A 26,395-nucleotide genomic window follows, 5' to 3' on the forward strand; every position below is an offset into this window, starting at 1 on the left:
ACCTCTCCTTTAAAGTATCTTTAGCTTATCAGGAGAATTCGGGATAATTGTGGAGCAAATGTGTGAAAAGTATATGAAATAGCGTACAGACTCATGTATTTAGAAATTACATGAGTCTGTACGCTATGAGTTCTACAATAACCATCTTCACTAGCCAATGGCGATCCAGGAAATAATACCATAGTTATGCGAGGTTTCGTTCCACTTGGTTACGACGATCACTGCTCCATTCGGCGTCTGAGATTTCAGCGTCGCATGAAAGAGAGGGTGGTTCGTCATCGCTACCAACGTGTAGTCTGGGTTTACAAAAGGCTCCCCGAATACAATGGTCACTTCCGTCTCTCCTTCACTACCTTTCAAAAGAAACGGGGCTCTGCCAAACTGCTGCAATGCGGGCTGATTCGCACAAGTACGGACCGGAGTGATGCTCAAATGCTCCGGCTTCACTGCGTTCAGCTCCAACTCACGTGAGCCTACAGAGCCTTCCACCAGATGATGACCCTCAATGCTCTGCTCTGCCACATGATGGCTTTGTACCGCAGCAGCCTGCAGATGCTCTGGACCCACAGCTTCCGGGCTCAGCACCTCGCTGTCGACGGCCTGAGCTTGCAGATGGCTGCGAGATATACTGTTTGCCTGAAGTCTGTCGCCACTGACACCTTCCTCTGGCAAAAGTCCGGAGAGATGAATATCTGTGGACAGCTGAGCCAGTGTCACCGAGCCCGGCTTTAGGTGATGCGAATCAATAACTTCCTCTCCAATGTGGTGGCTTTCAATAGCTTCCTCAGCCACATGGCGGGACTGTATCGTTCCATCTGCAAGCTTGCTGGACGTCACCGCACCTTCCTGTATAGCATCCTCAGCTACCGCCTGCCAGCCTACATGCTGTGGCTGAATTGCCCCTGCTTGCAGATGTTCCGACTGGATTGAATCCAGCGCGATATGCCTGGACTGCACCACGCCCTCTGCCAGTGCTGACCCTTGGATCGCCCCATCGGCCAAATGCTGAGCGTGTACGGCATGCTCCGTCAAATGCACGGAGTTTACGCTGGCTTCTGCCAGATTCGAAGCACGCACCGCCCGAAGCGCAAGCTTCTCAGCGTTCACGCTGCCTGCCTGAAGCGCGTGAACCGATACACTCCCGGGTGCAATATGCCGGGTCATCACTGCCGAAGCCTCCAAATGGGCAGAGGTGACAGATTCAGGAGCCAGATGGCTCGACTGGACGGCCTCTTCTGCCAAATGATTGGCTTGCACCGCTTCGTCCGTAATATGCCACGGCTGGACCGAATGAGGAGATATTTTGGCAGCAGTCACGCCATCATCCGCCAGTTTATCGGACGTAACGGACTCATTCTGCAAAGCATCGGTCGATATCGCCTGTGAGGCGATATGCACACCCTGAATGGCTCCAAGGTGCAGGTGGTGCGGCTGGATGGACTCCGGTGCGATGTGCACAGATTTCACCGCCCCATCTGCCAGCGCTCTGTCCTGTACTGCGCCAGGTGCCAAGTGCCGGGGGTGTACGGCATGCTCAGACAACTGTGAAGGGCCGACGCTTCCTTCCGCGAGATTCGTCGCTTGCACCGAGCGTGCCGCCAGCTTTTCCGAGGTGACGCTTTCTGCTTGAAGCGCACGACCTGACACACTGTCCTGGGCCAGATGTCTCGCAAATACCGAGGAAGCCTGTAAATGATCAGAGGTGACGGATTCAGGTGCCAGATGGCTCGACTGGATGGACTCTTCTGCCAAGTGATTGGCTTGCACCGCTTCGTCTGTAATGTGCCATGGCTGGACTGAGTGGGCAGACAGCTTGGCGGCAGTCACGCCCTCATCCGCCAATTTGTCGGACGTAACGGATTCATTCTGCAAAGCATCGGTCGATATGGCCTGTGAGGCGATATGCACACCCTGAATGGTTCCAAGATGCAGATGGTGCGGCTGAATGGACTCCGGTGCGATATGCACGGACTTCACCGCCCCCTCTGCCAGCGCTCTGTCCTGTACTGCGCCCGTTGCCAAGTGCCGGGGGTGTACGGCATGCTCAGACAACTGTGAAGGGCCGACGCTTCCTTCCGCGAGATTCGTCGCTTGCACCGAGCGTGCCGCCAGCTTTTCCGAGGTGACGCTTTCTGCTTGAAGCGCACGACCTGACACACTGTCCTGGGCCAGATGTCTCGCAAACACCGAGGAAGCCTGTAAATGATCAGAGGTGACGGATTCCGGGGCCAAATGGTTTGACTGGATAGACTCTTCTGCCAAATGATTGGCTTGCACCGCCTCGTCTGTAATGTGCCACGGCTGGACCGAGTGGGCTGACAGCTTGGCGGCAGTCACGCCCTCATCCGCCAATTTGTCGGACGTAACGGATTCATCCTGTAAAGCATCGTTCGATATGGCCTGTGAGGCGATATGCACACCCTGAATGGTTCCCGTTTGCAGATGGTGCGGCTGAATGGACTCCGGTGCAATATGCACGGACTTTACTACCCCTTCTGCCAGCGCTCTGTCCTGTACTGCGCCGGGTGCCAAATGCCGGGGATGTATCGCCTGCGCAGACAGATGTGAAGGGCCGACGCTGCCTTCCGCGAGATTTAACGCTCGCACCGAGTGTGCCGCCAGTTTTTCCGAGGTGACGCTTTCTGCTTGAAGCGCACTACTGGATACGCTATCCGAGGCCAGATGGCTCGCAAGCACCGTCGAAGCCTGCAAATGGGCAGATCTGACGGATTCCCGGGCCAAATGGTTGGACTGGACAGCCTCTTCTGCCAAATGATTGGCTTGCACCGCTTCGTCTGTAATGTGCCACGACTGGACCGAGTGGGCTGACAGCTTGGCGGCAGTCACGCCCTCATCCACCAGCTTGTCGGACGTAACGGACTCATCCTGCAAAGCATCGGTCGATATCGCCTGTGAGACGATATGCACACCCTGAATGGTTCCCGTTTGCAGATGATGCGACTGGATGGACTCCGGTGCGATGTGCACGGATTTCACTGCCCCTTCTGCTAGCGCTCTGTCCTGTACTGCGCCCGTTGCCAAGTGCCGGGTGTGTATCGCTTGCGTGGACAGATGTGGAGGGCCGACACTGCCTTCTGCGAGATTCGTCGCTTGCACCGAGTGTGCCGCCAGCTTTTCCGAGGTGATGCTTTCTGCTTGAAGCGCACTACTAGATACGCTATCTGGAGCCAGATGGCTCGCAAGCACCGCTGAAGCCTGCAAATGGGCAGAGGTGACAGATTCCCGGGCCAGATGATTGGACTGGACGGCTTCTTCTGCCAGATGTTTGGCTTGCACCGCTTCGTCTGTAATGTGCCACGGCTGGACCGAGTGGGCTGACAGCTTGGCGGCAGTCACACCCTCATCCACCAGTTTATCGGATGTAACGGACTCATCCTGCAAAGCATCGGTCGATATGGACTGTGACGCGATGTGCTCTCCCTGAATGGTTCCAATTTGCAGATGATGTGGCTGAATGGATTCCGGTGCGATGTGCACGGACTTCACTGCCCCCTCTGCCAGTGCTCTATCCTGTACTGCTCCAGCTGCCAGATGCCGAGTGTGCACCGACTGCGCAGAAAGATGTGAAGGGCCGATGCTGCCTTCCGCGAGGTTCATTCCTTGTACCGAGCGCGCTGCCAGCTTTTCCGAGGTGACGCTTTCCGCTTGAAGCGCACGACCGGACACACTATCCGGGGCCAAATGTCTCGTGAGCACCGAGGAAGCCTGTAGATGCACCGAGGTGACCGCTCCTGCAGCCAGATGTGCCGAATCCACGGCCGCCACAGCCAAATGGTTGCTTTGTACAGCTTCGTCCATAATATGTCCGGACTGCACGGCATGGGCAGAAAGTTTGGTGGGAGTTACGCTTCCCTCCGACAGTTTGGCAGAGGTGACCGATTCATCCTGTAAGGCCGGAGTCGCTATAGCCTGCAATGCGATATGCTCTCCCTGAATGACCCCGCTTTGCAAGTGCTCCGATTGGATGGATTCGGGCGCAAGATGTACAGACTTTACAGCGTTCTGGGCTAATTCCGTCTCCTGCACTGCTCCTGCAGCCAAATGCTGAGTGTGTACGGCTTGCGCAGCCAAATGTCCGGGACCCACGCTGTTTTCTGCCAGATTGGAAGCCTGCACAGCACGGGCCGCTAGCTTCTCAGAGGTGACACTTTCTGACTGAAGTGCATGACCGGATACACTGTCGGGGGCGAGGTGTTTGGTTTGGACCGATGCAGATTGCAAATGATTAGAGGTGACAGATTCCGGAGCGAGATGATTCGCCTCCACCGCTTCAACAGCCAGATGGTTACTCTGCACCGCTTTATCCGTAATATGCCACGGCTGCACGGAACGAGCAGACAGCTTAGAGGAAGTGACACTACCCTCAGCTAACTTAGGAGCCGTAATCGCCAAATCATTGATTTTATCCGTGGCCACACTTTCCGGCGATAGTTTCAGTGAAGTAACGGCATGATCCTGCAAATGATGGGAGTACACCGCTCCGCTGGCCAAATGCGCGGTTTGAACAGCGCCTTCCCCTAGTATGTCTGCGGTAACGGACTGTTCTTGCAAAGCCGAGGTTCCAACACTGTCTTCCCCAAGATGTTTGCTCAGCACAGAACTCTGGGCCAGATGGGTCGAGTCGACGGATTGAGCCTGCAATGCCTTTCCACCCACACTGTTGTCGGCAAGGTGGTTTTCACGAATTCCCCCCGTTGCAATGTGTGCGTGTGTAATGGCTTGAGGGGCAATCTTATTTCCAGTTACCGCTCCTGTGGCAATTTTAGGTTCTGTCACTGCTTCGTCAGCAATTTTGTCAGACTTAATCGCGCTCGAAGCAATGTGATTTTCCTTGACAGCCTGATTCGCCACATGGTGTTCCAACACTGCCCCCTTCCCTAATTTTTCGCTCGTCACAGCCCCGGAATGCAAATGTTGCTCCGTAACCGCCTCCGATGCAATATGATCTTTCCGAATAATTTCGGATTGAAGATGCACGGAAGAGACTGCCTCCGGAGAGATCTGAGGCCCTTGTATGGCTGCTGTTGCAATATGTCTGGTAAGTACTGCCTCATCGGCAATTTTGTGTGGGAGAATGCTCTGATCCGATATTTTGGATGAAGTGACGGATTGATCAACAATTTGCAATGAGCCTACAGACTGATCTGCCAGTTTATTGGACTGAATACTCCGATCCGCGATATGCCGGGCTGTTACTTGGCCTGTTCCAAGCTGTTCTTCCCCGATGGAGCCAGGACTCAGATGCTTTCTTTCAATCGCTCCAGCCTGAATGTGCGCACTGGTCACTGCCTCAGACTCCAGATGACGTCCACTGACAACACCTTCCTCCAATTGTTCCTTGCCCACAATTCCATTGGATAGCTGCTTGCGATTAATCGAACCGGGGGCCAGATGCCTTGCATGAACGGCATGCTCGGTCAGGTGTGAACTCTCAATGCTGCCTGCTTGGATTTTAGCTCCATCCACAGCACCATCCCGCAGTTTGGAAGTGGTCACAGATTGATCGCCCAGCTTGGAGCTATCAACAGCTTCATTAGCCAAATTGTTCGATTGAATCGTACCACTGCGAATTTTATCCGAGGTGACCGACTGATCTTGAAGCATATCTGAAGACACGATCCATTGCTTGAAGTGACGGCTCTCAATGGAGCCATTCGCAATATGATCGCCGCTGATAATCTTATCAGCCAGCTTCTCAGGAGTGATGCTGCCATCTCGAAGTTTTTCACCACCGATGGAGCGATCCTGCAATTTACTGCCTGACACCGATGCGTCCGACAGATGTTCCACCGTAATGGAGTCTGCGGCAATCTTCGAAGAAGTCACAGCACCGTCGGCTATCTTAATCGTTTGAACGGCATAATCCGCCAGAGATTCCGTGTGGATGCTCTCTTGTTTCAGCTTGCTGAAATCTATGGAAGCGGGAGCGATCTTCTCACCCGTCACAGCGAAATCGCTCAAATCGTCTGTATAGATGAAAGCGTTGTTTACATGAGGAGCCTTCTTATTGCTCAAAATTTCCTCCACATCAATTGGATCAGGTTCTGGTTCTGGTTCTGGTTCTGGTTCTGGTTCTGGTTCTGGTTCTAGCTCTTGGGGTTCCTCCATCGACACTTGAGTCTCCTCTGCATCCGCACCTTCAACCTCTGTCTCATGCGAAACCTCGATTTCAGGTTCGACAACAGTCTGTAGCTCCGGCTCCTCTTTGGTTGGGGGAGGCGGAGAAGCAACTTGATGAAGTCTTGCTTCTGTCTCCCTCTCCGCAGGCTGTGGCTTCACGCGCTGTATCATACTTAATTCATTCATATCCGGGTCAATTACACTATAGAGCGGCTTTTTGTTTCTTATGGTTTTACGGCTCTTATTCTTCAAGCAGCTCTCTCCCTTCTCGTATTTATCGTTACAGCATCATATGCAGGCCCTTAGGCACTTGCCACCCCGTGCAAGGATACACTTTTGGGTAAAAAGGATACTTACTGAAATCCACGTTTGAAAAAAAATAGTTAAAAGTTAAAATAGTAAGGGTGAAGATCGCTACAAGAAGAGAGGAATTACAATAACATGATTATCAAACCAAGAACACGTGGCTTTATCTGCACCACTGCTCATCCGGTGGGCTGTGCCCAACATGTTCAGGAGCAAATTGACTATGTACAGGCTCGTCCTGCTATCCAGGGACCGCGTAATGTACTTGTGATCGGGGCATCTGCCGGATATGGGTTGGCTTCTCGCATTACTGCTGCCTTCGGTGCGCGTGCCAATACAATTGGTGTATATCGCCCTAGTAATGCTACTGCCACACGTACAGCATCGGCAGGCTGGTACAATTCTGCTGCATTTGAAAAAGCTGCTCAGGAAGCTGGGCTTAAATCCTTAAGCGTGACAGGCGATGCCTTCTCGGATGAGGTCAAAGCCAAAACGGTGGAAGCCATTCGCGAAGAACTGGGACAAGTCGATCTGGTGGTTTACAGTGTCGCTTCAGGTCGTCGTACAAATCCTCGCACAGGCGAAACGTTTAATTCCGTGCTCAAACCTATTGGTAAGCCTTACACAAACAAGACCGTTAACTTCCACACCGGGGAAGTCAGCAGCGTGACGCTTGAACCCGCAACAGAAGAAGAAGTACAAGCAACGGTAGAGGTTATGGGTGGTGAGGACTGGAAATTGTGGATTGACGCCTTGCGTGAAGGCGGTGTATTGGCTGATACTGCAACAACCTTCTCCTTTTCGTATATTGGTTCAGATATTACGCAAGCCATCTACAGAGAAGGCAGTATCGGAAGTGCAAAGGATCATTTGGAGGAGACAGCACATCAGCTGAACGATCAGCTGAAAGTTACAGGCGGACGCGCCTTCGTCGCAGTCACCAAAGGACTCGTTACCCAATCTAGCTCTGCTATCCCTGTCGTTCCTCTGTATATTTCTGCTTTATATAAGGTAATGAAGGAAAAAGGGCTGCATGAAGGGTGCGTAGAACAGAGCTACCGCCTGTTTGCTGAGCGTCTGTATGCACCAGAAACTCCTGTAGATGAAGAAGGACGTATTCGCATTGATGATTGGGAACTGCGCGAAGACGTGCAGGCAGAGGTTGAGAAGATATGGGAGGCACTGACGACCAACAATATCTACGAATTGTCAGATCTTGAAGGATATCGTCACGAATTTTTCCAACTGTTCGGCTTTGAGTTCGAGGGCGTAGACTATGATGCTGACATCGATCCCATCGTAAATATTCCTAACGTGCGCTAAGTCTTTTCATATCGTCATTATGTCAGAAAAACAAAAAAAGCTGTTCTCCAGCAGAGAAACATTTCGTTCTGCATGGAGGACAGCTTTTGTTTTTTAATTAAAAGGGACACTTGTGTCCGCTTCGAACTGCAAAATGTAGCAAACATTGCAATTTTAAATTTCATTTGATATTGTACAAGTAGGCATAGCAAAATCCCTCTTCCTAACAAGAGGGAAACACAGTTGGACAAGTCCTACCTTGACTGACCGTGATACTATTTGCTCAGCCCATCACAACCATATAAGGAGGTGTACAACATGGCAAAAGACGTTCTGTGTGAAGTCAATTCATGTACGTACTGGGCCCAAGAAAATAAATGTAGCGCTAGCTCCATTTATATCGTAAGCAACAGACCTGAAGACACTCACAAATCCGAAGAAACAGACTGCAAAACCTTCGAAGCCAAGTAAATCTTTGATTTCAAGCCTAAGCTTTATAATGAAGGAGCCCATGCCCGGGTTCCTTCTTTCTTATGATATTCTAACAAGAATGATAATTATTATCAAGTCCTTTTTCGGTACAGAAAAAATGCTATTCGCTTGTATACAATCATTTCTCTGCTACTTTATAAAGCCACGCCGAAAAGGACCCTGCTGTTCTCTCTAAAAACAAAAAAAGAAGCGTCGCTCTGAACGATTCGCTTCTTGTGCTTGACCTTTTGTAATTGTTCTTGCTTGGTCGGCTTCATTCGTATGTGCTGTGAAATCTCGCCATAATGGCCATTCGTTTTGCGGCTCTGTGCCGCACAATAGATTCCAGCGCGTTTTGCCTTGCTCAGCGCTTTTTGTGTTTGAGTACGTGCCATACGGCTTCACTCTCCTTCATTGGACTCCTTTTATCATAACATCCAATAGTCAAATCGTGAATGGTTTGTCTGACTCAAGCATTCTTCAATTCATTAAATGTCTGAAAAAATATCCGGATCGCCACTGGAGGCTGCCACAACAAAAACAATGACCAAGAAAATGATGATCAGTGTATAAATCAGTGTACCGATAATACTACATACCAGTCCAGCAATGGCCATACCTCTGCCTTGTTCGCCATGACGGTTAATTTCCTTCAGGGAAAGACTGGACAAAATAATACCCACAATTCCGATAATCAACCCGATATAGGGAATGACCACAGATAAAATCCCGAGCACCATCGAGGCAACAGCTTTACTATTCGTAGGTGGAACTACTGGGGGCGGGTTAAATGGGGCGTTATAATCGTTCGTCTCCTGAAAAGGATCGGAAGATCGAGGCTCCTTGTACAAATCACTCATCCGTTAAATTCAACTCCAATAAGTAAAATAGCAATTATATAAGTTCTAGGGTACCACAATCTTACAAATCAGGACAGTACTTATTTCAATTTTTTAAATTAGAACGTTAAAAAGAAGAAACATAGCGATATTAGCACTTTTTGAGGTAACCGGGCATACAGTATTTTACCTGTTACAGATCAATTGCGCTCCATGAGAGCATCCTGCCAAGGAGGTCGGAGCTATGTTATATCGTGCAACATCCCGCAGAAAGGGCTCGCCTCACAAACGATTAAATGCAGATACACTTAGGAAAATATCCGCTGCCATGCTGCCCTTTTACAAAGCTATTGCAACCCGACGTGCTTTTGCCGTCCAATGGTCACGAGCTGTCGTTCAGGGCAATTTGGATCGGATGAAATCCCTTCTCTGCTCAGTAGCGCCATTTGCCGCCAAACAAGGCTTAGGCACGAATGGCATTGGCTACTTTATTTCCTTTTTAGCTCAGCCATCGATGCTCTATTATACGAATGGAACGACGATTCCACCCGGGACTGTGCAGTTTACGTTTGAGCCGAGAGTTCATCGCGCCATCGCAAAAGCCGTTTTTCCACTGTATCGCGAATTGGCACGCAATCCATGTTTTGCTTCTGCCTTAGCCAAAGCAATCAACAGACAAGACCAGCGTGCAGTTCATGTCATGATCCGTAGTTTGATTCCATCCTCTGCGCTGAAATCCGTACAAATTGAGGATGATGGCTTTGCCTTGCTTTTTAAGTATCCCTTTAGCAAGTATCCGTATCGCAATCTGCTCTTTCGGGAGTTCACTTAAAAAGGTCGCTACTAGCGTTCTTGCTTGAGTTTTCCAATGAGCTCTTTTCCCAGTTGTATAGCCATATCTGTCAGCACTCTGATTTCGTCCTTGGTTGCATGATCCAAATGTGCTCCGCAGCAAATGGCAAAATTGCCCGCAAACTCTTTTCGCAAGCGAACTGCAATTTCTTCGGTAATATAAAATTCCTTATGGTTTTGTAATTGCACAGTTTGAATCGGCTCGAGCCTGGCCCCTGCTGTAATCGTTCCCAAATGAGGCTGATCACCGCCTGAAATGAGTACAATGATATCTTCCCCCATAAAATAGGCATCCAGCACAAGACGGATACGTCCGTTTTCTTTTTGCAAATGAATCATATAATCCTCTCCTGCTAAAAATATTTTTGTGAAACAATTCACTTTATGAGCATTATTCATTGTATCGCTTCCTGAACGGCTCGACAATTAAAAATGACCCACAGAAGCCTCTATAAACCGTGGCTTTCTGTGGGCCTTCATTGCTATTCTAAAAGAAGCCTTCCCTTTCCTACTGGCTGTTAACGGATCGTGATCGTATGCACAGTCTTACCACTTGCGCCGTCATTATCCGTCACCGTTAGCTCTACGGTATACGTTCCAGCTGTGGTGAATTTATGCTTCACCTTGGAACCGACTGCCGTATCGCCATCGCCAAAATTCCAGCTGTAGCTGACGATTTCACCATCTACATCACGGGAAGCTTTGGCGTTAAATTGTACATTTTTGTTCTTCTTAGCTGATTCATTAGCCTGAATAATGGCTACTGGCTTTTCATTGGATGTAGGTGGATTCGGATCAGGGTTCTGTCCTCCACCATTGGTTACATACAATTTTCCCGGCGCCTCCGTCTCCACTTCATTTCCCGCTGCATCCCTTACCCGGATCACGATGACTCCGCCTTCCAGGTTCAGAGAAGATGAAGTGAAATAAGTACCTTCATAGTGGCCTGACGAAGTTTCATTTAATGGAATATCGTTGCGGCCCAAAGTGGACAGGTTGAAAGGCAGCTCCACATGGAAGGACGCCTCCAAACCGGATGCACTGTCAAAGGATACTCGTACCGGCTGCCCTGGAGTAATACGCACATCCTCAGCAGGGCTGATGTTTTCAAGCTTCGGCAGAGCTGTATCGACATACACCGAGCGCGTAACACTTGTTTCGTTTTCGGCAAGATCCTTGGCCGTCACCGTAATTTGATTTTCACCTTCGTTGATAAGCAACCGCTTGTTAAAGCTGCCGTCACTTCCAAATTCAGCGGGCTCACCATTAATCGTCAATTCGGTGAGGAACTCGTCGTACACGGTACCGATAACACTAACTACACCCGCGTTCGTACGGGCTCCTTCATCAGGAGAAGTCAGGATCAGACCCGGTTTAGTCTGATCGAGCGTCACAACTACCGTTTCGGAACGATCCGTTAATTTGCCGTATACCGCTGCTTGAACACTTAGCGGATTAGCACCTGGCTGAAGATCAACCGACAAACTGAACTGACGATCCTTCACTTTCGTTGTGCCAGCCAACTCCTTACCGTTAAAGAGCTGAATATCGGCTCCTTCTGCCGGGGAAGTTCCTGTTACGGTAATCGACTCTTCCTGCGTATACGTAGCCTTCGTAGGAGTCGTAATCGTTGGGGCATTTACCGGATATCTGACGATAGCCCGGATCATGTAGTTCCCTTCCTCCTCAGGTGATTGGCTCCATGCTCCGCTTACACCTTGCCAGCTGCGAAGTGCATTCGGGCCACTCTCATCTGTAGCAAGACCCGGCGACTGTGTGCCTACAGCAGACTGTGTATATACGATGTAGAAGTCACCTTGAACCGTTACCGGCTCTGGAAGCTGCACCGTCGTCCATTGTGTCTCATCCCTTACGGCAGTCCCATCGAATGGACCAGCCAATAATCGTCCAGGTGCTCCTGCCGCACCAGAGGCGTCATAGATAGAATATTGGAATGCCGTTCCTCCCGGATTCGGGAAGGCAGAGTTCCAGAACAAAAGCGATGCTCCTGTCACTTGAGCCACTTCCGACTCAGGCGTCATTCTGACTGCCCATGAATTGCCTGCCGCGTTAAAGGCTCTAGCATTTTCTCCTGTCCCGTCATCGTAGGCAATGCCTCCCTGGAACCCGATGAAAGGTTTCAACGTGACATTCGCTTCCACACTACCGTTCGCAGGAGCAGTAACGGATACACTGTCACTATAATAATTCTCAGCTGAAATGGACAATGTGTATGTTCCTTCCAGCACGTCCAGCGTAAATTCTCCAGCCTCATTCGTCTCTACCGGAGCAATACGCGCATCCTCCAGCACCAACACTTTCGCTTTTTGGATCGGTTCACCGGATTGCTTGTCGGTAATGACCCCGTGAATCGTACCGTGAGGTACGGCCTGAAGACTAAAGTTTGCTCTGATGACTTTGTTATTCTCAATCGTGACTGCTTTCGTTTGAGGCACATAACCATAGGCTTCAGCCTTCAGCGTATAGTCGCCCGCTACATGGGTGAAGCTGTATTTGCCCGTGGTCGGATCCGTTTTCACCGAACGTCCGGTTTCCAATACCGTAACCGTAGCGCTGGCTGGAAGACTGTCGAGCCCGACACGTCCACTATCCACCGTTGTTTCTGCCGGCTTCACTTTCTCCTGGAATTCACTCTTTTCAGTGCTTGTAATTTTGTACAGCGGGAATTGTTCTTCCGCTTTTTCCAGCTTGATATTCGACTCAGGTACGATGTCCTTGGTCACTGTCGTAGCTGGAATGCCCAGCACACGGAAATCGTCAATGTACCAGCCGTTCTTGTTCACACTGTTATCCGATTTCAAACGGAAGCGAATTTGAATCTCATTGCCGGTGTAGCTATCCAGATTGTAATAAACTGGAGTCCACTTTTTCCCGTTCGTGTTGTGAGAGAACTTGCCCAGCTCGCTCCACGTGTCGCCATTGTTTTTGGACACTTCCACATAACCGTAATCATAGCCGGCCTCAATTTCAAACCAGTGATTGAAGGTCAGTGTTGCGTTGCGTACAGCCTGCAAATTAATTTTGGGAGAAACCAGCGAAAATTCAGCTCCGTTCTCATAATTGCTATCAAGATCGGTTGCCCACACATTGGGTCTGGACGCTGCGCTCTCTGGTCCTACTTCCTTGGGAATGCCGCGTTCCCACTCATCCTTGGTACCGGAATGAGTCCAGCCATTATCCGAGCTGCCGTCAAAATGATCGCTATACAGCGTATCCGGCACGTCTACTCTCAGAGAAGCCTCATTCGACTTGATTCCTTCATTGCCACTATAATCCTCAGCCGCCACTGCATAATGATAGGTTGCTCCACCGACCGTGATGGTATCTGTGAGTGTCAGTGCTGAGGTTGTACCGATGGAAGTATAATTTTTGCCTGATTGGGTAGAACGATACACCTTGTACTGCTTTACATCCTCATCGGAGGAAGCATTCCATGCTAGTGTAACGTTGCCCACAGTATCTGCTTCAGCAGTCAAATTGCTCGGCGCAGCAGGTGCAACGGTGTCTGGCTCCTGAATCGACAGATCGTCAATATACCAGCCATCTTTCACAACCGTATTGTCACTCGTAAAGTTGAACAGGAGGTATACCTTTTGACCCGCGAATGCCCGCAAATCAAGATATTGTGTTTTCCAGCCGTTGCTGGTGCCGGTAAACGATAATACCTGCTCAAACGCATTCTGATTGTTTGTGGTTGCTACGTACACTTTGCCGAAATCAGAATTGTTTTCAAGATCGTACCAATGCTTGAAGCTGACCAGTGCCCCTTTTGAGCTCTCGGTCAGATCAATCGGAGGGGCCATAAAATAACTGTTGGAGTTGGCCTGATATTGGCCTTCGAGATTAGTCGCGATGACCTTTGTACCCGAATGTGCGTTTTTAGGGCCGCTTGTCGGAGTTCCCCATTTCCAAACACTGCCCTGTCCACCGATATTAATACCGGCAATGTCTTTTTCGAAGTCTTGTGTGTAGCCTGGTTTTACGCCTTTGGAGATTTTAACCTTGTATACTTCAGTTTCAAATCCATTATTACCATAATCATTTACACGAATATAGTATTCCAGACCAGCGCTGTCCACCAAAAAAGTCGGGATAGACGCTTGATATGTACCATCTTTGCTGTCGCCGGAGGTCCGTTCTAACGGAATATATACATAGTTTGACGTACCTGCTGTTTTGGCAAATGCCTCAACGGCTGTCACGCCGACATCATCCGTTACATGAGCAGTCAGAGGTATATCAATACCCTCGAATGCCGCTGCGGGCGGTGTATGCTCGAGAACAGGTGCTTCCAGATCGTCGCCCCCCGTTACAACTTTACCAGACACGGAGCCCAGACCTTGCATGACCGAACCGACTGCATCCAGCGCATTAATAACACCATGTCCGTAGCCATTATTTGGCGAAGTAGGATATGTGCTGTCCGTGCGCGGTGTAGCTGTGTTCATCAAAATTTCCTCAAGCTGATCTACGGTAAGCGAATGATTCGCTTGCAGCAACAGAGCTGCAAGGCCCGCAACATGAGGTCCCGCCATGGAAGTACCGTTATACCCGCCTTTATAGGCGCCACCAGCGACAGATGACCGGATATTAACACCCGGTGCGGAAACTTCTGGCTTCACCTCACCATAGGGTGATGGTCCTAACAATGAGAAGCTGGCCAGATTATCATTGCTATCCGTGGCTCCAGTAGCGAAGGATTCCGGATAGTTTGCCGGATTGGCTACCGAGGCAGGTCCGCCCGGATTGGAAAGAGAGGTATTACCTGCGGAGAATTCGGGGAAGATTTGAGCATCCCGCCATGCCTGAACCACAGGCCGGAACCATTCATCAAGACCCGGTCCACCTCCCCACGAGTTGTTCACTACGTCTGGAGCAAGCTCGGGATGAAGATTCCCTTGGGCATCTTTTGGCGCAAGCAGCCATTGACCGCCATCCAGTATAATTGCATCCGTCGTTTCCGGATTAAAAATCCGAACCGCAATCCACTTCGCACCAGGTGCAACGCCAACTCGATTCGTTCCGTTTTCCTCAGAGCCGACCATCGTGCCCATCGTATGTGTACCATGGGAATCGTCTTCCTGATCGACCGGAAGCGTCGCATGACTATGCGGATCGTACCAGCTCAGCTCGGGATTGACGACATTGCCTGCCGCGTCCAAACCCCGCCATTTACGATGAAGGGCCGGATGTGTATAATCTACACCTGTATCCAGATTGGCAACCACGATTCCGGTTCCGTCAATTCCCTTTTCCCACACTTGTGGTGCGTTAATATGGGATATGTTCCATTCCACCGTAGATGGGTCTACAGCGTTCTTACCTGCATTGCCAGGTTTAGCCGATGTTTTGCCATCGTCCTTCTCCAGCTCTACAGCCTTCTCTACCGTTGCAGACTTTGCCGTTGCTGCTGTGGCTGTTTCAGCTGTTTCAGCTGTTTCAGCTGTTTCAGCCGTTTTGGCATTTGCTCCCTCTGCTTGCTTGTCAACCGTCACCTTTTGCAGATAACGCGTTTCATTCGGCAAGACTTTATCGACCTCAGGCAACTGCGAAATATGATCCAGCACCTCCTTGGTGCTTGTTACAGCCAATGCATTCACAATAAAAAAGCTTTTATATTCCTTCACTCCGCCGCTCTCTGATTGCTTATCCAAATAATTTTCAAGCCCATATTGGGTTCTTGAAGCCGTTTCACGCAGAGAACTGATCACATGGCTGCGCGCAGCCATTTTTGCAGCGGAAGGTGTTATTTTCTCAAGTGAGGCCTTTTGGAGTGCATTTTTAGAAACCTTGTTGGTGTCTACCTGTTCTTTTAATTTGACCAGATAGGTAACATAGTTATTTTCCTCAAACTGTTTGGTCAGTTTCGGGGATACCTTCGCGGTCGTGACCTTGTGCGAGGCGGATTTCAGCTCCAACTTGGAGCCATCCGGTGTGTTATTCGCCAAAGCAGGTTGAACAAAGGAAAAGGCCATTAGCAAAGATAGTCCGATAGATAGTGGTTTCTTGAATCGTTTAGGTTTAATCAATTACTTCTCCACTCCTTTTACTAGGTTTAATGTTTCTGGAATAACCTGTACAGAGTAAGACCTCATACCTTACACATCAAACACACGGGTTGCGCAACACGATATGGTTGGCGACCACCTCCTTCATAGAATATAGAGGCACAAAAATATTTGGCTGTTCATAGGTGTTGGTACTTCATAGGTGAGTTTACTATCCCAATAAGAAGCGATGAAATTCAGTAGAAACCAAGGAGAAAAAGCAGGAGAACTTCGAAGAAAAACATGTTATATCATTACAGTTTATATTAAAAATTGATATATAATCATATATTATGGAATAGTATAAAGTTATCAAAACAGATATACAAGTCATTTTTTTGCATTTTTCTTGAAATTCTATGACTTTTATATTCTTTTATGTACGAAAACCCCTTTTTTGCGGCTACGTAATAGTGCATTACACGGTTAACAGGTGTATGCAATCTCTGTACGAGCCGCTCAAAGGGATTTTGGGGGTCTTTCTTAATCCTATCTTTCGCTCTATATCTTGTTCATTGGAAGTCGCTTATGGGATTTTTGCAAAATCCTCACTTAAGTACGGAGTTCACCGCAGCAAGCGCGTCGATCAGACCATATCCGTAACCATTGTTCGGTGAAGTCCGATACTGGCTATCTGTCAGCGGCGTCGCTGTTTTTGAAATAACATCCTCCAGTTGATCCACAGTCAAAGATGGCTTGGCCTGAAGCAGTAATGCTGCTAATCCAGCAGTATGCGGACCTGCCATGGAGGTACCGTTCCATCCCCCCTCATACACCCCACCCGGTACAGAAGAACGGATGTTGACACCAGGAGCCGAGATTTCAGGCTTCACCTCGCCATAAGGAGAAGGACCGCGCAGCGAGAAGCTGGCCAGCTTGTTGTTAATGTCCGTGGCTCCTGTCGCATAGGCTTCCGGCAGATTTGCCGGATTGGCTACAGACCCAGGTCCGCCCGGATTGGACAATGTTGTGTTGCCTGCGGAGAACTCAGGGAAAATCTGAGCCGCTCTCCACGCCTTGGTGACTGGTCGATACCATTCATCCAGGCCAGGTCCACCGCCCCAAGAGTTATTCACCACATCCGGTGCAAGCTCAGGGTGCTTTTTACCGTTTTTATCTACAGGAGCAAGAATCCACTGTCCACCGTCCAGTAAGATGGAGTCGGTCGTATCTGGATTGAATACTCGAACCGCAATCCATTTGGCGCCAGGGGCAACACCGATTTCATTCGTACCGTTGCTGTCCGAGCCAACGCTCGTACCCATTGTATGTGTACCATGTCCATTTGAATCAGTCGGCAACGATGCTCCATCAACCGCATCATACCAGCTCAGTTCTGGATTAACGACCTGACCGGAAGCATTCAGACCACGCCATTTTCTTTTCAACGCCGGGTGAGTATATTCAACGCCTGTATCCAGATTGGCGACAACAATGCCTTTGCCGTCAATGCCTTTGGCCCAAACCTGTGGTGCTTTGATTTTAGAGATATTCCACTCGACACGGCTTGGCGTTACCGCATCCTTATACACGGATTCTTCCACCGATTTTTGCGCATTCTCTTCCGTCACAGCCGTATCTACAGCGGCCTGATCTGCAACCGCTTGGTCAGCTGTAGATTCCTCAACTACGGGCTGGGCATCCTTATCTATTTCTACCTTTTGCAGTTCCCGCTTTTCATCCGGTAAAATTTTGTCGATCTCAGGAAGTGTGGCGAGATTATCCATGACCTCTTTGGTGCTGGTTACCGCAAATGCGTTCACGATAAAGTAACTCTTGTACTTTTTGACGTTTCCGTTATTGACTTCCTTCTTTAAGTATTCCTCCACGGATTGTTGCGTTTTTTCTGCTGTATCCATGAGAGAGTTCACAACCGTTGTACGTACAGAAAGCTTAGTAGCAGCGGGTGAAATTTGCTCTGCAGAGGCCTTTTGGAAAGCATGCTTGGCAACTGACTCCGTATCCACCTGATCTTTTAATTTAACCAGATAGGTGACATACTCACTGGCACTGAATTGTTGGTTCAGCTTGGCAGAAACCTTGGCGGAAATCGTCGATGCTCCTGCTGAGGTGGTTGTGCTGGAATCACCATATACCGGAGAAATCAGAGAAAAAGCAAGAAGAGCGGTAAAACTGACCGACAGCGTCTTTTTGATATTTTTCGACTTAATCAATACTTTTCACCTCCCTTTACTTGGTTTTTTTAATTCTCAAGGACAACCTTCCAGGCAGCTACGTCAAAAGCTCACAAAATAGCCTCTGGTACTCACCTCCTTTAAAAAATATAGATTCCGCTGGGGTGAAATCCATAGGTCATCATTCTGAGGTGAACAATCCTTGGTGCAGACCGCAAAGAACAAGCATCGGGTAGAAACAGGTGAACAAGTTTGAAAATAGTAAGTGAAAAAAATGAAGAAAAAGGTAGGGTAAGAAACTAGAAGTGATCGAGGAGGTTGATAAGCAAGTATTAAAATACAATTTAAAACAAAAGAATGAAACATATGGTATCTTTTGAATCTAGTATAGGGTCATAAAATCAGATATTCAAGCATTTTTTTTGAATTTTATTCCTTTTTTTCTTTAAGAAGAGAAAAATCTCTTCCATTTTCGAAGCAAATGCAAGTCTTCATTATGCACTTGGTTTCGGGGATTAGAAGAGATTTTTCGGCATTCAGCAACAAATTTAAAAGAGTGTTATCTGCCGCTATTTACAGGTATGGGAACCGAAACGGCTCCATCTGGAAAGGAAGATTTGGTTTGCTGCGATCTGCGGCACAGACTCGTACATTCTCGGAAAGCCATTTGCCTGCATCCATAGCAATGATCCTGATTCACCAGCGCAAGGGCAGCCGTCAGGGCCTCTCCTGTATGTTCGAAAAAATGCTTTTGTCCAATCATGTCGTAGCATCCGGTTTTCTGTAGTAATGCCAGCGGTTGAGGCTGGAGCCCGGAAACAAGCACCGTTCCGCCAGACTTCCGGTATTTCTGAATTAATGCGGTAAAGTTACCTTCTCCCGTCATATCCATAAAAGGGACCTTCCCCATACGCAACAACAAAATCCCTTGTAGGTGGTCAGTCCGACCTCCCACACCTGAGTTTTCCAATACCGAGGCTGCACCGAAAAATAAAGGGCCTTCCACATTGTAAATAGCCACCTGTGGACAATCATGCTGATCTGTGACCATATGGGCTCCTACTTTTTCATGTTTTACAGAAGGATCAGGAAGTACCTTATCTACTGAAAGTGTACTGCTCATACGTTTAACAAACAATACAACTGCCAGAATTAAACCTACCTCCACAGCCGTTGTCAGCGTCGTAAAAACTGTCAGCAAAAAGGTGACAACCAGCACAATAGAATCCGCTGTCCGCGTTTTGAGAATGTGCGCAAAATGCTTGCGCTCACTCATATTCCAAGCTACTACCATCAGCACCGGAGCCATACTGGCCAACGGAATGTTAGACGCATAAGGTGCGAAAAGCACCAGGATGAGGAGCACCACGAACCCATGTACGATGCCTGACATAGGAGAAACAGCACCGTTACGGATATTTGTGGCGGTGCGGGCAATTGCACCTGTCGCAGGAATGCCACCGAACAGCGGTGTCAGCAAATTAGCTATCCCTTGTCCAACCAGTTCACGATTGCTGTTATGCCGGGCTCCCGTCATACCGTCAGCTACCACCGCTGAAAGCAAAGATTCAATAGCTCCCAGCATTGCAATAACAAGTGCTGGCGGCAAGAGTTTCACGATCAAATCCCACGTCATCGCAGGAATATGTAGCTCAGGCAAAGATGCTGGAATTGCGCCATACGCAGAGCCAATCGTAGCCACCTGCCCTGGAAAAAGTAAAGCTGCCACCAGTGTTGACAAGAGTAGACCAACCAGTGAGCCGGGTATCTTGGGCCATTTTTTAGGCACCAAAATAAGCGCGGCAAGACAGATACAAGCCGTCAGGATACTATATACATTCAGTGAAGGAAGTCGATGGATGAGCTCTGCCATGGAAGGCAGAAAAGTTTCATGCCGCTCTACCCCGCGCAAGCCGAGAAAGTTAGCAATCTGACCACTGAATATCGTCACGGCAATTCCGGCCGTAAAGCCAATTGTTACTGGCTTGGGAATAAACTTAATCAGTGCCCCCAGCCTTAGCACACCCATTAAAATGAGCATAATGCCCGCCATAAAACCGGCTATGAGTAAGTTCTCATAACCGTATTGCATGACAATAGCCAGCAAAATCGGAATAAATGCACCTGTAGGTCCTCCGATCTGGAATTTGGACCCTCCCAACAGCGAAACCAAAATTCCCGCAACAATGGTCGTATACAGCCCATATTCCGGCTTTACTCCCGATGCAATAGCAAACGCCATACCGAGCGGAATCGCCACAATCGCTACAATACTTCCGGAAATGAGATCCTTTCGCAAAGCCCCTGCGTTATAGCCTTCGAACCTTCCTATCCACTTCATTCCTGTAACCCTTCTTTTCTGTAATAGCATTACTTCTCGTTACGTATACCTTCCAGCAACGAGATCGCTTCGACCAAATGATTGTCAAAAATCCGCCGCGCCACCGCAAGCAGCTCCGTCAAAAGCGGATCACGTAGTGAATACACAACCGATGTACCTTCCTTGAAGCTGTTCACCAAATTTTTGGCCCGTAAAACGGCCAATTGCTGCGATACGGCAGAACCTTCGGAACCTAGCGCAGTCTGCAGCTCGTTCACATTCCGTTCTCCTTCACTCAGCACCTCCAAAATGCGGATGCGCAGAGGGTGAGCCAATGCTTTGAAAAAGTCGGCCTTAAACTTCTGGAGATCTCCTTCCACGCCTGCTCCGTCCCCCTCACAGAATTGTCCTATAAACGATCAACAATATCTGAATATTTGAATATTCAGTACAATAACAGCTTTGGGCCAATTGAACTATGATGTTACTCACACTTCACCATGAGTAAAGGCACATTCTCCCACACTTCTATCTTTCAGGGTTGACAGCTTCCACAGGTTTCCATTAACATAGCAATTAACTTTAAGAAAAGGGGGCCGACAGACATGACTGAGCTTTACATGATAACGACAGACAGACAGCACGATACAACCACATATTTGAGTTTTCGTCTCATCGGCCCCGTTCGGGCGACATGATGGGTGATATCACGCTGTCTGACGGCGTGATTAGCCAGGCTTTTTTATTTTTTTATGCTATTGGAAGAACAGGTTATTTTACGTATTTATGATGTGTTGATCATAAAATGTAATGACACTTTCGGTGCAGGAAGCCGTAGACGACAAGTCTGCGGTTTTTTTTGTTTTTTTAATCTTTTATGCAAGTATTTATGAATTTACTTGAAGAAGGGAACTACCCATTTATATGAATATACAACATACAACCGACTCGTCCTTGCATGAAGGAACATACAGCCATCTGATGAAGCTTCCGGCAGGTGATCTGACCGTATATGCTTCTCAGCAACTTTTCTCCTCACTGGATTACAAGGTGTTCGAGATGGCTAATAACAATTTACAAATTCCAGGTATCCGCTATATGGGATACACACCAGATGTACATGTAGGCGTCGGAACCTGCATCGGTACGACTGCTGTATGGGGAATGGAGGACGGCTATGTATCTCCCTCCATCGTTGGCAGTGATATTGGCTGCGGCATGCGCGTACACCTGACCAATCTGCACAAGGATGCTTTGAAGGAAACCAAGCTGCGCCGTAAGCTGGTCAAAACCATTGACAAATACTTGCCCATGGAAGCCCACCAGCGCGGGCATTATTCGGATATCCGACTGGGGCATATTGTACGCAAGGGTCTGCACGGCTTACCCAACAAATATATTCCGGACAGCTACACTCCTAAGAAATCCACCTCACTCACCCATGTAGAGCACAGTAAGTTCTCCTTTGACGAGGAGGTGCTGAATCTTGTCGAAGATCGTACATGGCATCGGGCTCACCGACAGCTCGGCACGCTGGGTGGAGGCAATCACTTCGTTGAAATTCAGGCGATTGAAATCGCGGAGGAAAACCGCGAAACAGCTGAAGCTTGGGGGATGTTCGACGGTCAGGTGGCTGTGATGATTCATTCGGGATCACGGGCTTGGGGTGGAGCAGTCAGCCAGGCCAGCTCATCTGCCATTGCCAAGGCAATGAGCCGTCTCGGGCTCGGTACCTCCGACCCAAGACTAGTATTCGCACCGCTGGATCACCCCGAGGCTGCACATTATGTCGATATGATGTATTCGGCACTGAATTACGCTGTGGTGAACCGACATCTCATCGCATACTCGGTGCGTGAAGCCTTCCGCGATGTCTTTGGTACAAAGTGCGAGTTGCGTACTTTGTACGATCTAATGCACAATTATGCTTGGGAGGAATCCCATCCGGATCACGGCAGCGTGTTTGTGCATCGTAAAGGTGCTACGCGTGCTCTTCCAGCAGGACACCCCGACAATCCGCGGCCTTATCAGGCGACAGGGCATCCAGCCCTGATCCCCGGCTCTATGGGGACAGCCTCTTATATTATGGTAGGTTTACCGGGCGGTCAGGATAACTTCCACTCCATTTGTCATGGAGCAGGCCGTATTCGTTCGCGTTCTGCGACCAAACGACTCGTCAGTGTGGACGATTTTGCAGGGGCCCTGGGTGTAGGGACAGACGACGAAATTGTGGTCAATCAGGCATCACTGGAAAGCATTATCGACGAATCTCCGCAAGCCTACAAAAATGTAGATGATATTATCGAAAGTGTCACCGGGGCAGGACTCGCAGCAGTTGTAGCCAAATGCAAGCCGCTAGCCGCCCTGAAAGGAGCCAAATAATTTGAGTATAGACATCCCAGCTATTTACGAATTTGATGAACGTACAGATGGACGCATTACCGGTTATGCCGCTTATGCCCGTCTGATCGACGGTATCAGTGAAGCACTCTATAACCGCTACGGCGTAAAATACGTGCTGTATGCCAGCGATGATCCCAATATTGAGTATTGGGATCTGCTGGAGGAAGATATTCGTTCAGGCAGTCCCGATCTGGAGCATGTGGCACGGGTCTTCGATCGTTTGGAGGAACGCACCATCCAGTATGACGATGACGGACCGACTCCTGAATACGGCGTGCATCTGTCGATGCGTAATAATGTATTCGCCTACCCCAAGTGGGGCATCGCGCTGGCGCGAGTTCCCTTTTTCCGTGAGAATGGCGTGTACAATGAAGATTACGTATTTGCGATAGGCGACCAGGAGCTGCAAGGCTTCCTCGCGGGAGTACGCGGTCGTGAACGTAAGCAGAATATGAAGCGTGTCACCGTTTTTACCGACACAAGCCGTGGACTTTCTCGGCAGGCAGAGCCGATAACCCGCGCAATTACGCGGGATGACGTGATTTTGAAAGCGGAAATCAAACGGGATATTTTCCGATCACTTGATCAGTTTTTTGAAGCGGATCGTACCTTCTATCAGACTTATAACATTCCTTATAAGCGTGGTATTTTGCTATATGGCCATCCGGGCAACGGTAAAACAACACTTGTAAAATCTATTGCCAGCAGTGTACCGGGCCCGGCAGCCTACTGGCAAATTACGGAGTATACAACCAGTGAATCGGTCAAAGAGGTGTTCGAGGCGGCTACTCGCCTGGCTCCAATGGTGCTAGTCATTGAGGACATTGATTCCATGCCTCAGGAGGTGCGTTCCTTTTTCCTGAATACCCTCGACGGTGCTACATCCAAGGAGGGCATCTTCCTAATCGGAACGACCAATTATCCCGAAAAAATCGACCCGGGTCTGATGAACCGGGCAGGGCGTTTCGATCGGGCCTATGAAATCAGTTTGCCTGACGAAGCGCTGCGACTGGCATATCTCAAGCTGCGCAACTTCCTTGTTTTTGCAGGGGAAACAGGTACACAGAAGGCGGCAGCCATGACTGACGGGTTTTCGCTGGCACAGCTCGGAGAACTGTATGTCAGCACTGCTCTGGAGTGGCATGAGCAGGGAAAAGCCGATATTGAGCTGATTATTAAAGGTATGCGAGGCGAGCTCGATAAGAGCCGTAAGCAGGACTGGTTAAAAAATGTGGCCGAAGGACGTGTTGGGTTCTTCTGATTTATCCTTTCATTGCCTTATAAAGAAATTTATGTTATGTTGATAAACAATAAAGTATCGAAAGGGTGACCTTAAGCCAATGATCTACTAATCCTATTCCACCAAAGAAAAAATCGTAATTTTACGAATTTTCTGGATAGGATTAGTGTAGGCTTTGGGTATTAACAATAAGCGCATTGCTTCTTTGACGGGAGCAGTGTATCTTCTTGTTCGTACGTCTACCTCCTATCCAGAAACCAATGGATCAGGAGGTTTTTTGCATGAAAAGAATACTTGGAATCCTAATGATTAATATCTTCATCGTTATGGTGGGCGTTGGTTTAATTACCCCCATCCTGCCAGAACTGATCATTGAATTTGGTGCCAGTGGGCGGGCGATCGGTTTATTGGTAGCAGCCTATGGAGTGACACAATTCCTGCTCTCTCCAATGACTGGGCAACTGTCTGATCGATATGGGAGAAAAGCATTCATCGTCGTAGGTGGCATTATTTTTGCTGTAGCTAAATTTATCTTTGCTATCGGAGATGAGTTATGGATGCTGTATACCTCAAGACTTCTGGAAGGAATGGCAGCAGCCCTGATTATTCCGCCCATGATGGCATATGTGGCGGATATTACAACAACCGAAGAACGAGCCAAAGGAAATAGCCTGCTAGCCGCAGCCATGTCATTCGGATTTGTCATCGGTCCTGGACTTGGTGGTCTTCTTGCAGGATATGGAACGAGAGTGCCACTGTATATAGCAACGGGTGCGGCTATTATTGCAGTTATTTTTTCAATGATTTGTTTACCTGAAAGTTTGACGAAAGAACAAATGAAGGCAGCTCGGGCAAGAATTACTCGGAAGGAATCTATGTACAAACAATATGTGAGATCGTTAAAGTCAAAGTATGCGATGCTCTTTGTACTTGTCCTGGTGATGACCTTTGGGCTCGCTAATTTTGAATCTGTTCTTGGTTTATATGTAACGAACCGCTTCCAATTCTCGCCGCAAGATATTTCAATTATTCTAACCGCAGGTGCTGTGATCGGAGTCGGTATGCAAGCACTAGTTGTTGCTAAAATAATTAATAAGTTTGGTGAACAAAGGGTGATCAAAGGTTCGCTTCTTTTCACCTCAGCTGCTTATATTTTGTTTCTCTTCACCATAGATTTTTGGAGTATCTTCCTTCTCACTTCCCTTATTTTCTTTGCTACCGCTATGCTTCGTCCAGCTCTTAATACACAATTATCGAAGATGGCAGGGAATGAGCAAGGATATGTAGCTGGTATGAATAATGCCTATATGAGTGTCGGAAATATTGTCGGCCCCACTCTAGCGGGATTTTTATTTGATACAAATATGTTCGCACCATTCATAGCAGGCTGTTGTATTCTATTGGGTACTTTTTTGCTTACATTAAAAATGAAATAAAAGAGGACAACTGATGAGTAAAAGGCAGCTACGGGTGTGGGGCTTATTTTTCAACGCCCGCCTGTAGCTGCCTTTTTATTCAGTTAATCGCTTATATTTAACAAACACTCAAATTCCCTTTATTCTGCTTCCCCGCTTAGACGATTCAAAAACTGAATAGCCCGTGGACTGGTGGGTTGCTCCAGGACCTCATGCGGCGTACCCTGCTCAACGATTACACCCTGATCCATCAAAATCACATGGTCTGCCACCTCGGCTGCAAATTTCATTTCATGGGTGACAATAACCATGGTCATCCCTTCAGCAGCCAGTTGCTTTATGACCTTGAGCACCTCGCCTACTAACTCAGGATCAAGCGCAGAAGTCGGTTCGTCGAACAATAGTACCTCAGGTTCGACCGCCATTGCCCGGGCAATACCGACCCGTTGCTGCTGTCCTCCCGATAACTGATGCGGATAGGATTCCGCTTTATCAGCCAACCCCACTTTTTTTAGCAATTCCAATGCACGTTTGCGCGCCTCGTCCTTGCTCTTTTTCTGAACCGTGACTTGTCCCTCCATCACATTTTGTACGGCTGTCATATGCGGGAAGAGGTTGTAGGATTGAAATACCATCCCTGTCCGCTTGCGCAGCGCCAATATGTTTTCTTGCCGGAGCTTCGTTCCTTTCGCAAAATTCAGTGCAATATCCCCTACTTGGATCTCTCCTTGGTCAGGAACCTCCAGCAAATTCAAGCAGCGTAAAAGCGTTGTTTTACCAGAACCGGAAGGACCGATGATAACAAGCACTTTCCCCTTACCCAACGTCACGTCAACACCCTTAAGCACTTCCAGCGAGCCGAACGATTTGTGTATATTCCGAATTTGGATCACCGGTACAATC

The 26,395-nt window shown here is 48.6% G+C and carries 15 protein-coding genes; 6 read left to right on the top strand and 9 right to left on the bottom strand.

The window, feature by feature from the left end; translation table 11 throughout:
- Positions 1–150: 150 nt before the first annotated feature.
- Positions 151–6,393 (bottom strand): WIAG-tail domain, encoded by a 6,243-nt coding sequence (locus tag MHI21_RS18530; protein ID WP_342418702.1) that lies wholly within the window; start codon positions 6,391–6,393, stop codon positions 151–153.
- Positions 6,394–6,582: 189 nt separating this feature from the next.
- Between MHI21_RS18530 and fabV the strand changes: the two genes are divergently transcribed.
- Positions 6,583–7,770: an enoyl-ACP reductase FabV gene (fabV, locus tag MHI21_RS18535; RefSeq protein WP_322173655.1), complete on the top strand. Its 1,188-nt coding sequence runs from the start codon at positions 6,583–6,585 to the stop codon at positions 7,768–7,770.
- Positions 7,771–8,067: 297 nt separating this feature from the next.
- Positions 8,068–8,220 (top strand): DUF1540 domain-containing protein, encoded by a 153-nt coding sequence (locus tag MHI21_RS18540; protein ID WP_013311427.1) that lies wholly within the window; start codon positions 8,068–8,070, stop codon positions 8,218–8,220.
- A 155-nt stretch (positions 8,221–8,375) separates the two neighbouring features.
- Here the strand turns inward: MHI21_RS18540 and MHI21_RS18545 are convergent, their stop codons facing one another.
- Positions 8,376–8,615 (bottom strand): hypothetical protein, encoded by a 240-nt coding sequence (locus tag MHI21_RS18545; RefSeq protein ID WP_165178650.1) that lies wholly within the window; start codon positions 8,613–8,615, stop codon positions 8,376–8,378.
- Between the two features lie 93 nt (positions 8,616–8,708).
- Positions 8,709–9,080 (bottom strand): DUF4190 domain-containing protein, encoded by a 372-nt coding sequence (locus MHI21_RS18550; RefSeq protein ID WP_165178651.1) that lies wholly within the window; start codon positions 9,078–9,080, stop codon positions 8,709–8,711.
- A 223-nt stretch (positions 9,081–9,303) separates the two neighbouring features.
- On the opposite strand from MHI21_RS18550, the gene MHI21_RS18555 reads away from it, so the two are divergent.
- Positions 9,304–9,891, top strand: coding sequence for a hypothetical protein (locus tag MHI21_RS18555; RefSeq protein WP_342418703.1), 588 nt, complete (start codon positions 9,304–9,306; stop codon positions 9,889–9,891).
- Between the two features lie 11 nt (positions 9,892–9,902).
- On the opposite strand, the gene MHI21_RS18560 is transcribed toward MHI21_RS18555, so the two are convergent.
- The 5 genes from MHI21_RS18560 to MHI21_RS18580 form a co-directional block, all read right to left on the bottom strand.
- Complete coding sequence (locus MHI21_RS18560; RefSeq protein ID WP_341163444.1) at positions 9,903–10,250, bottom strand: hypothetical protein; 348 nt, start codon at positions 10,248–10,250, stop codon at positions 9,903–9,905.
- A 179-nt stretch (positions 10,251–10,429) separates the two neighbouring features.
- Complete coding sequence (locus MHI21_RS18565; protein WP_342418704.1) at positions 10,430–15,961, bottom strand: S8 family serine peptidase; 5,532 nt, start codon at positions 15,959–15,961, stop codon at positions 10,430–10,432.
- A gap of 566 nt (positions 15,962–16,527) precedes the next feature.
- Positions 16,528–18,153, bottom strand: coding sequence for a S8 family serine peptidase (locus MHI21_RS18570; protein ID WP_342418705.1), 1,626 nt, complete (start codon positions 18,151–18,153; stop codon positions 16,528–16,530).
- Positions 18,154–18,673: 520 nt separating this feature from the next.
- Positions 18,674–20,455, bottom strand: coding sequence for a SulP family inorganic anion transporter (locus MHI21_RS18575; protein ID WP_342418706.1), 1,782 nt, complete (start codon positions 20,453–20,455; stop codon positions 18,674–18,676).
- 29 nt (positions 20,456–20,484) lie between these two features.
- Positions 20,485–20,814 (bottom strand): metalloregulator ArsR/SmtB family transcription factor, encoded by a 330-nt coding sequence (locus MHI21_RS18580; protein WP_013311437.1) that lies wholly within the window; start codon positions 20,812–20,814, stop codon positions 20,485–20,487.
- Between the two features lie 544 nt (positions 20,815–21,358).
- Here MHI21_RS18580 and MHI21_RS18585 point away from each other — a divergent pair.
- The 3 genes from MHI21_RS18585 to MHI21_RS18595 all read left to right on the top strand — a co-directional run bounded on the left by MHI21_RS18585 (position 21,359) and on the right by MHI21_RS18595 (position 25,513).
- On the top strand, positions 21,359–22,816 hold the full coding sequence (locus MHI21_RS18585; protein WP_342418707.1) for an RtcB family protein: 1,458 nt from the start codon (positions 21,359–21,361) through the stop codon (positions 22,814–22,816).
- A gap of 1 nt (position 22,817) precedes the next feature.
- Positions 22,818–24,098, top strand: coding sequence for an ATP-binding protein (locus MHI21_RS18590; protein ID WP_250239969.1), 1,281 nt, complete (start codon positions 22,818–22,820; stop codon positions 24,096–24,098).
- Between the two features lie 260 nt (positions 24,099–24,358).
- The gene (locus MHI21_RS18595; RefSeq protein ID WP_342418708.1) at positions 24,359–25,513 is read left to right on the top strand and encodes an MFS transporter; all 1,155 of its coding nucleotides are present in this window, start codon (positions 24,359–24,361) and stop codon (positions 25,511–25,513) included.
- A gap of 119 nt (positions 25,514–25,632) precedes the next feature.
- Here MHI21_RS18595 and MHI21_RS18600 read toward each other — a convergent pair whose 3' ends face one another.
- Positions 25,633–26,385, bottom strand: coding sequence for an amino acid ABC transporter ATP-binding protein (locus tag MHI21_RS18600; protein ID WP_322162236.1), 753 nt, complete (start codon positions 26,383–26,385; stop codon positions 25,633–25,635).
- Positions 26,386–26,395 lie beyond the last annotated feature (10 nt).

The sequence above is a fragment of the Paenibacillus sp. FSL H8-0168 genome, assembly GCF_038592955.1.
Taxonomy (GTDB): Bacteria; Bacillota; Bacilli; order Paenibacillales; family Paenibacillaceae; genus Paenibacillus; species Paenibacillus polymyxa_B.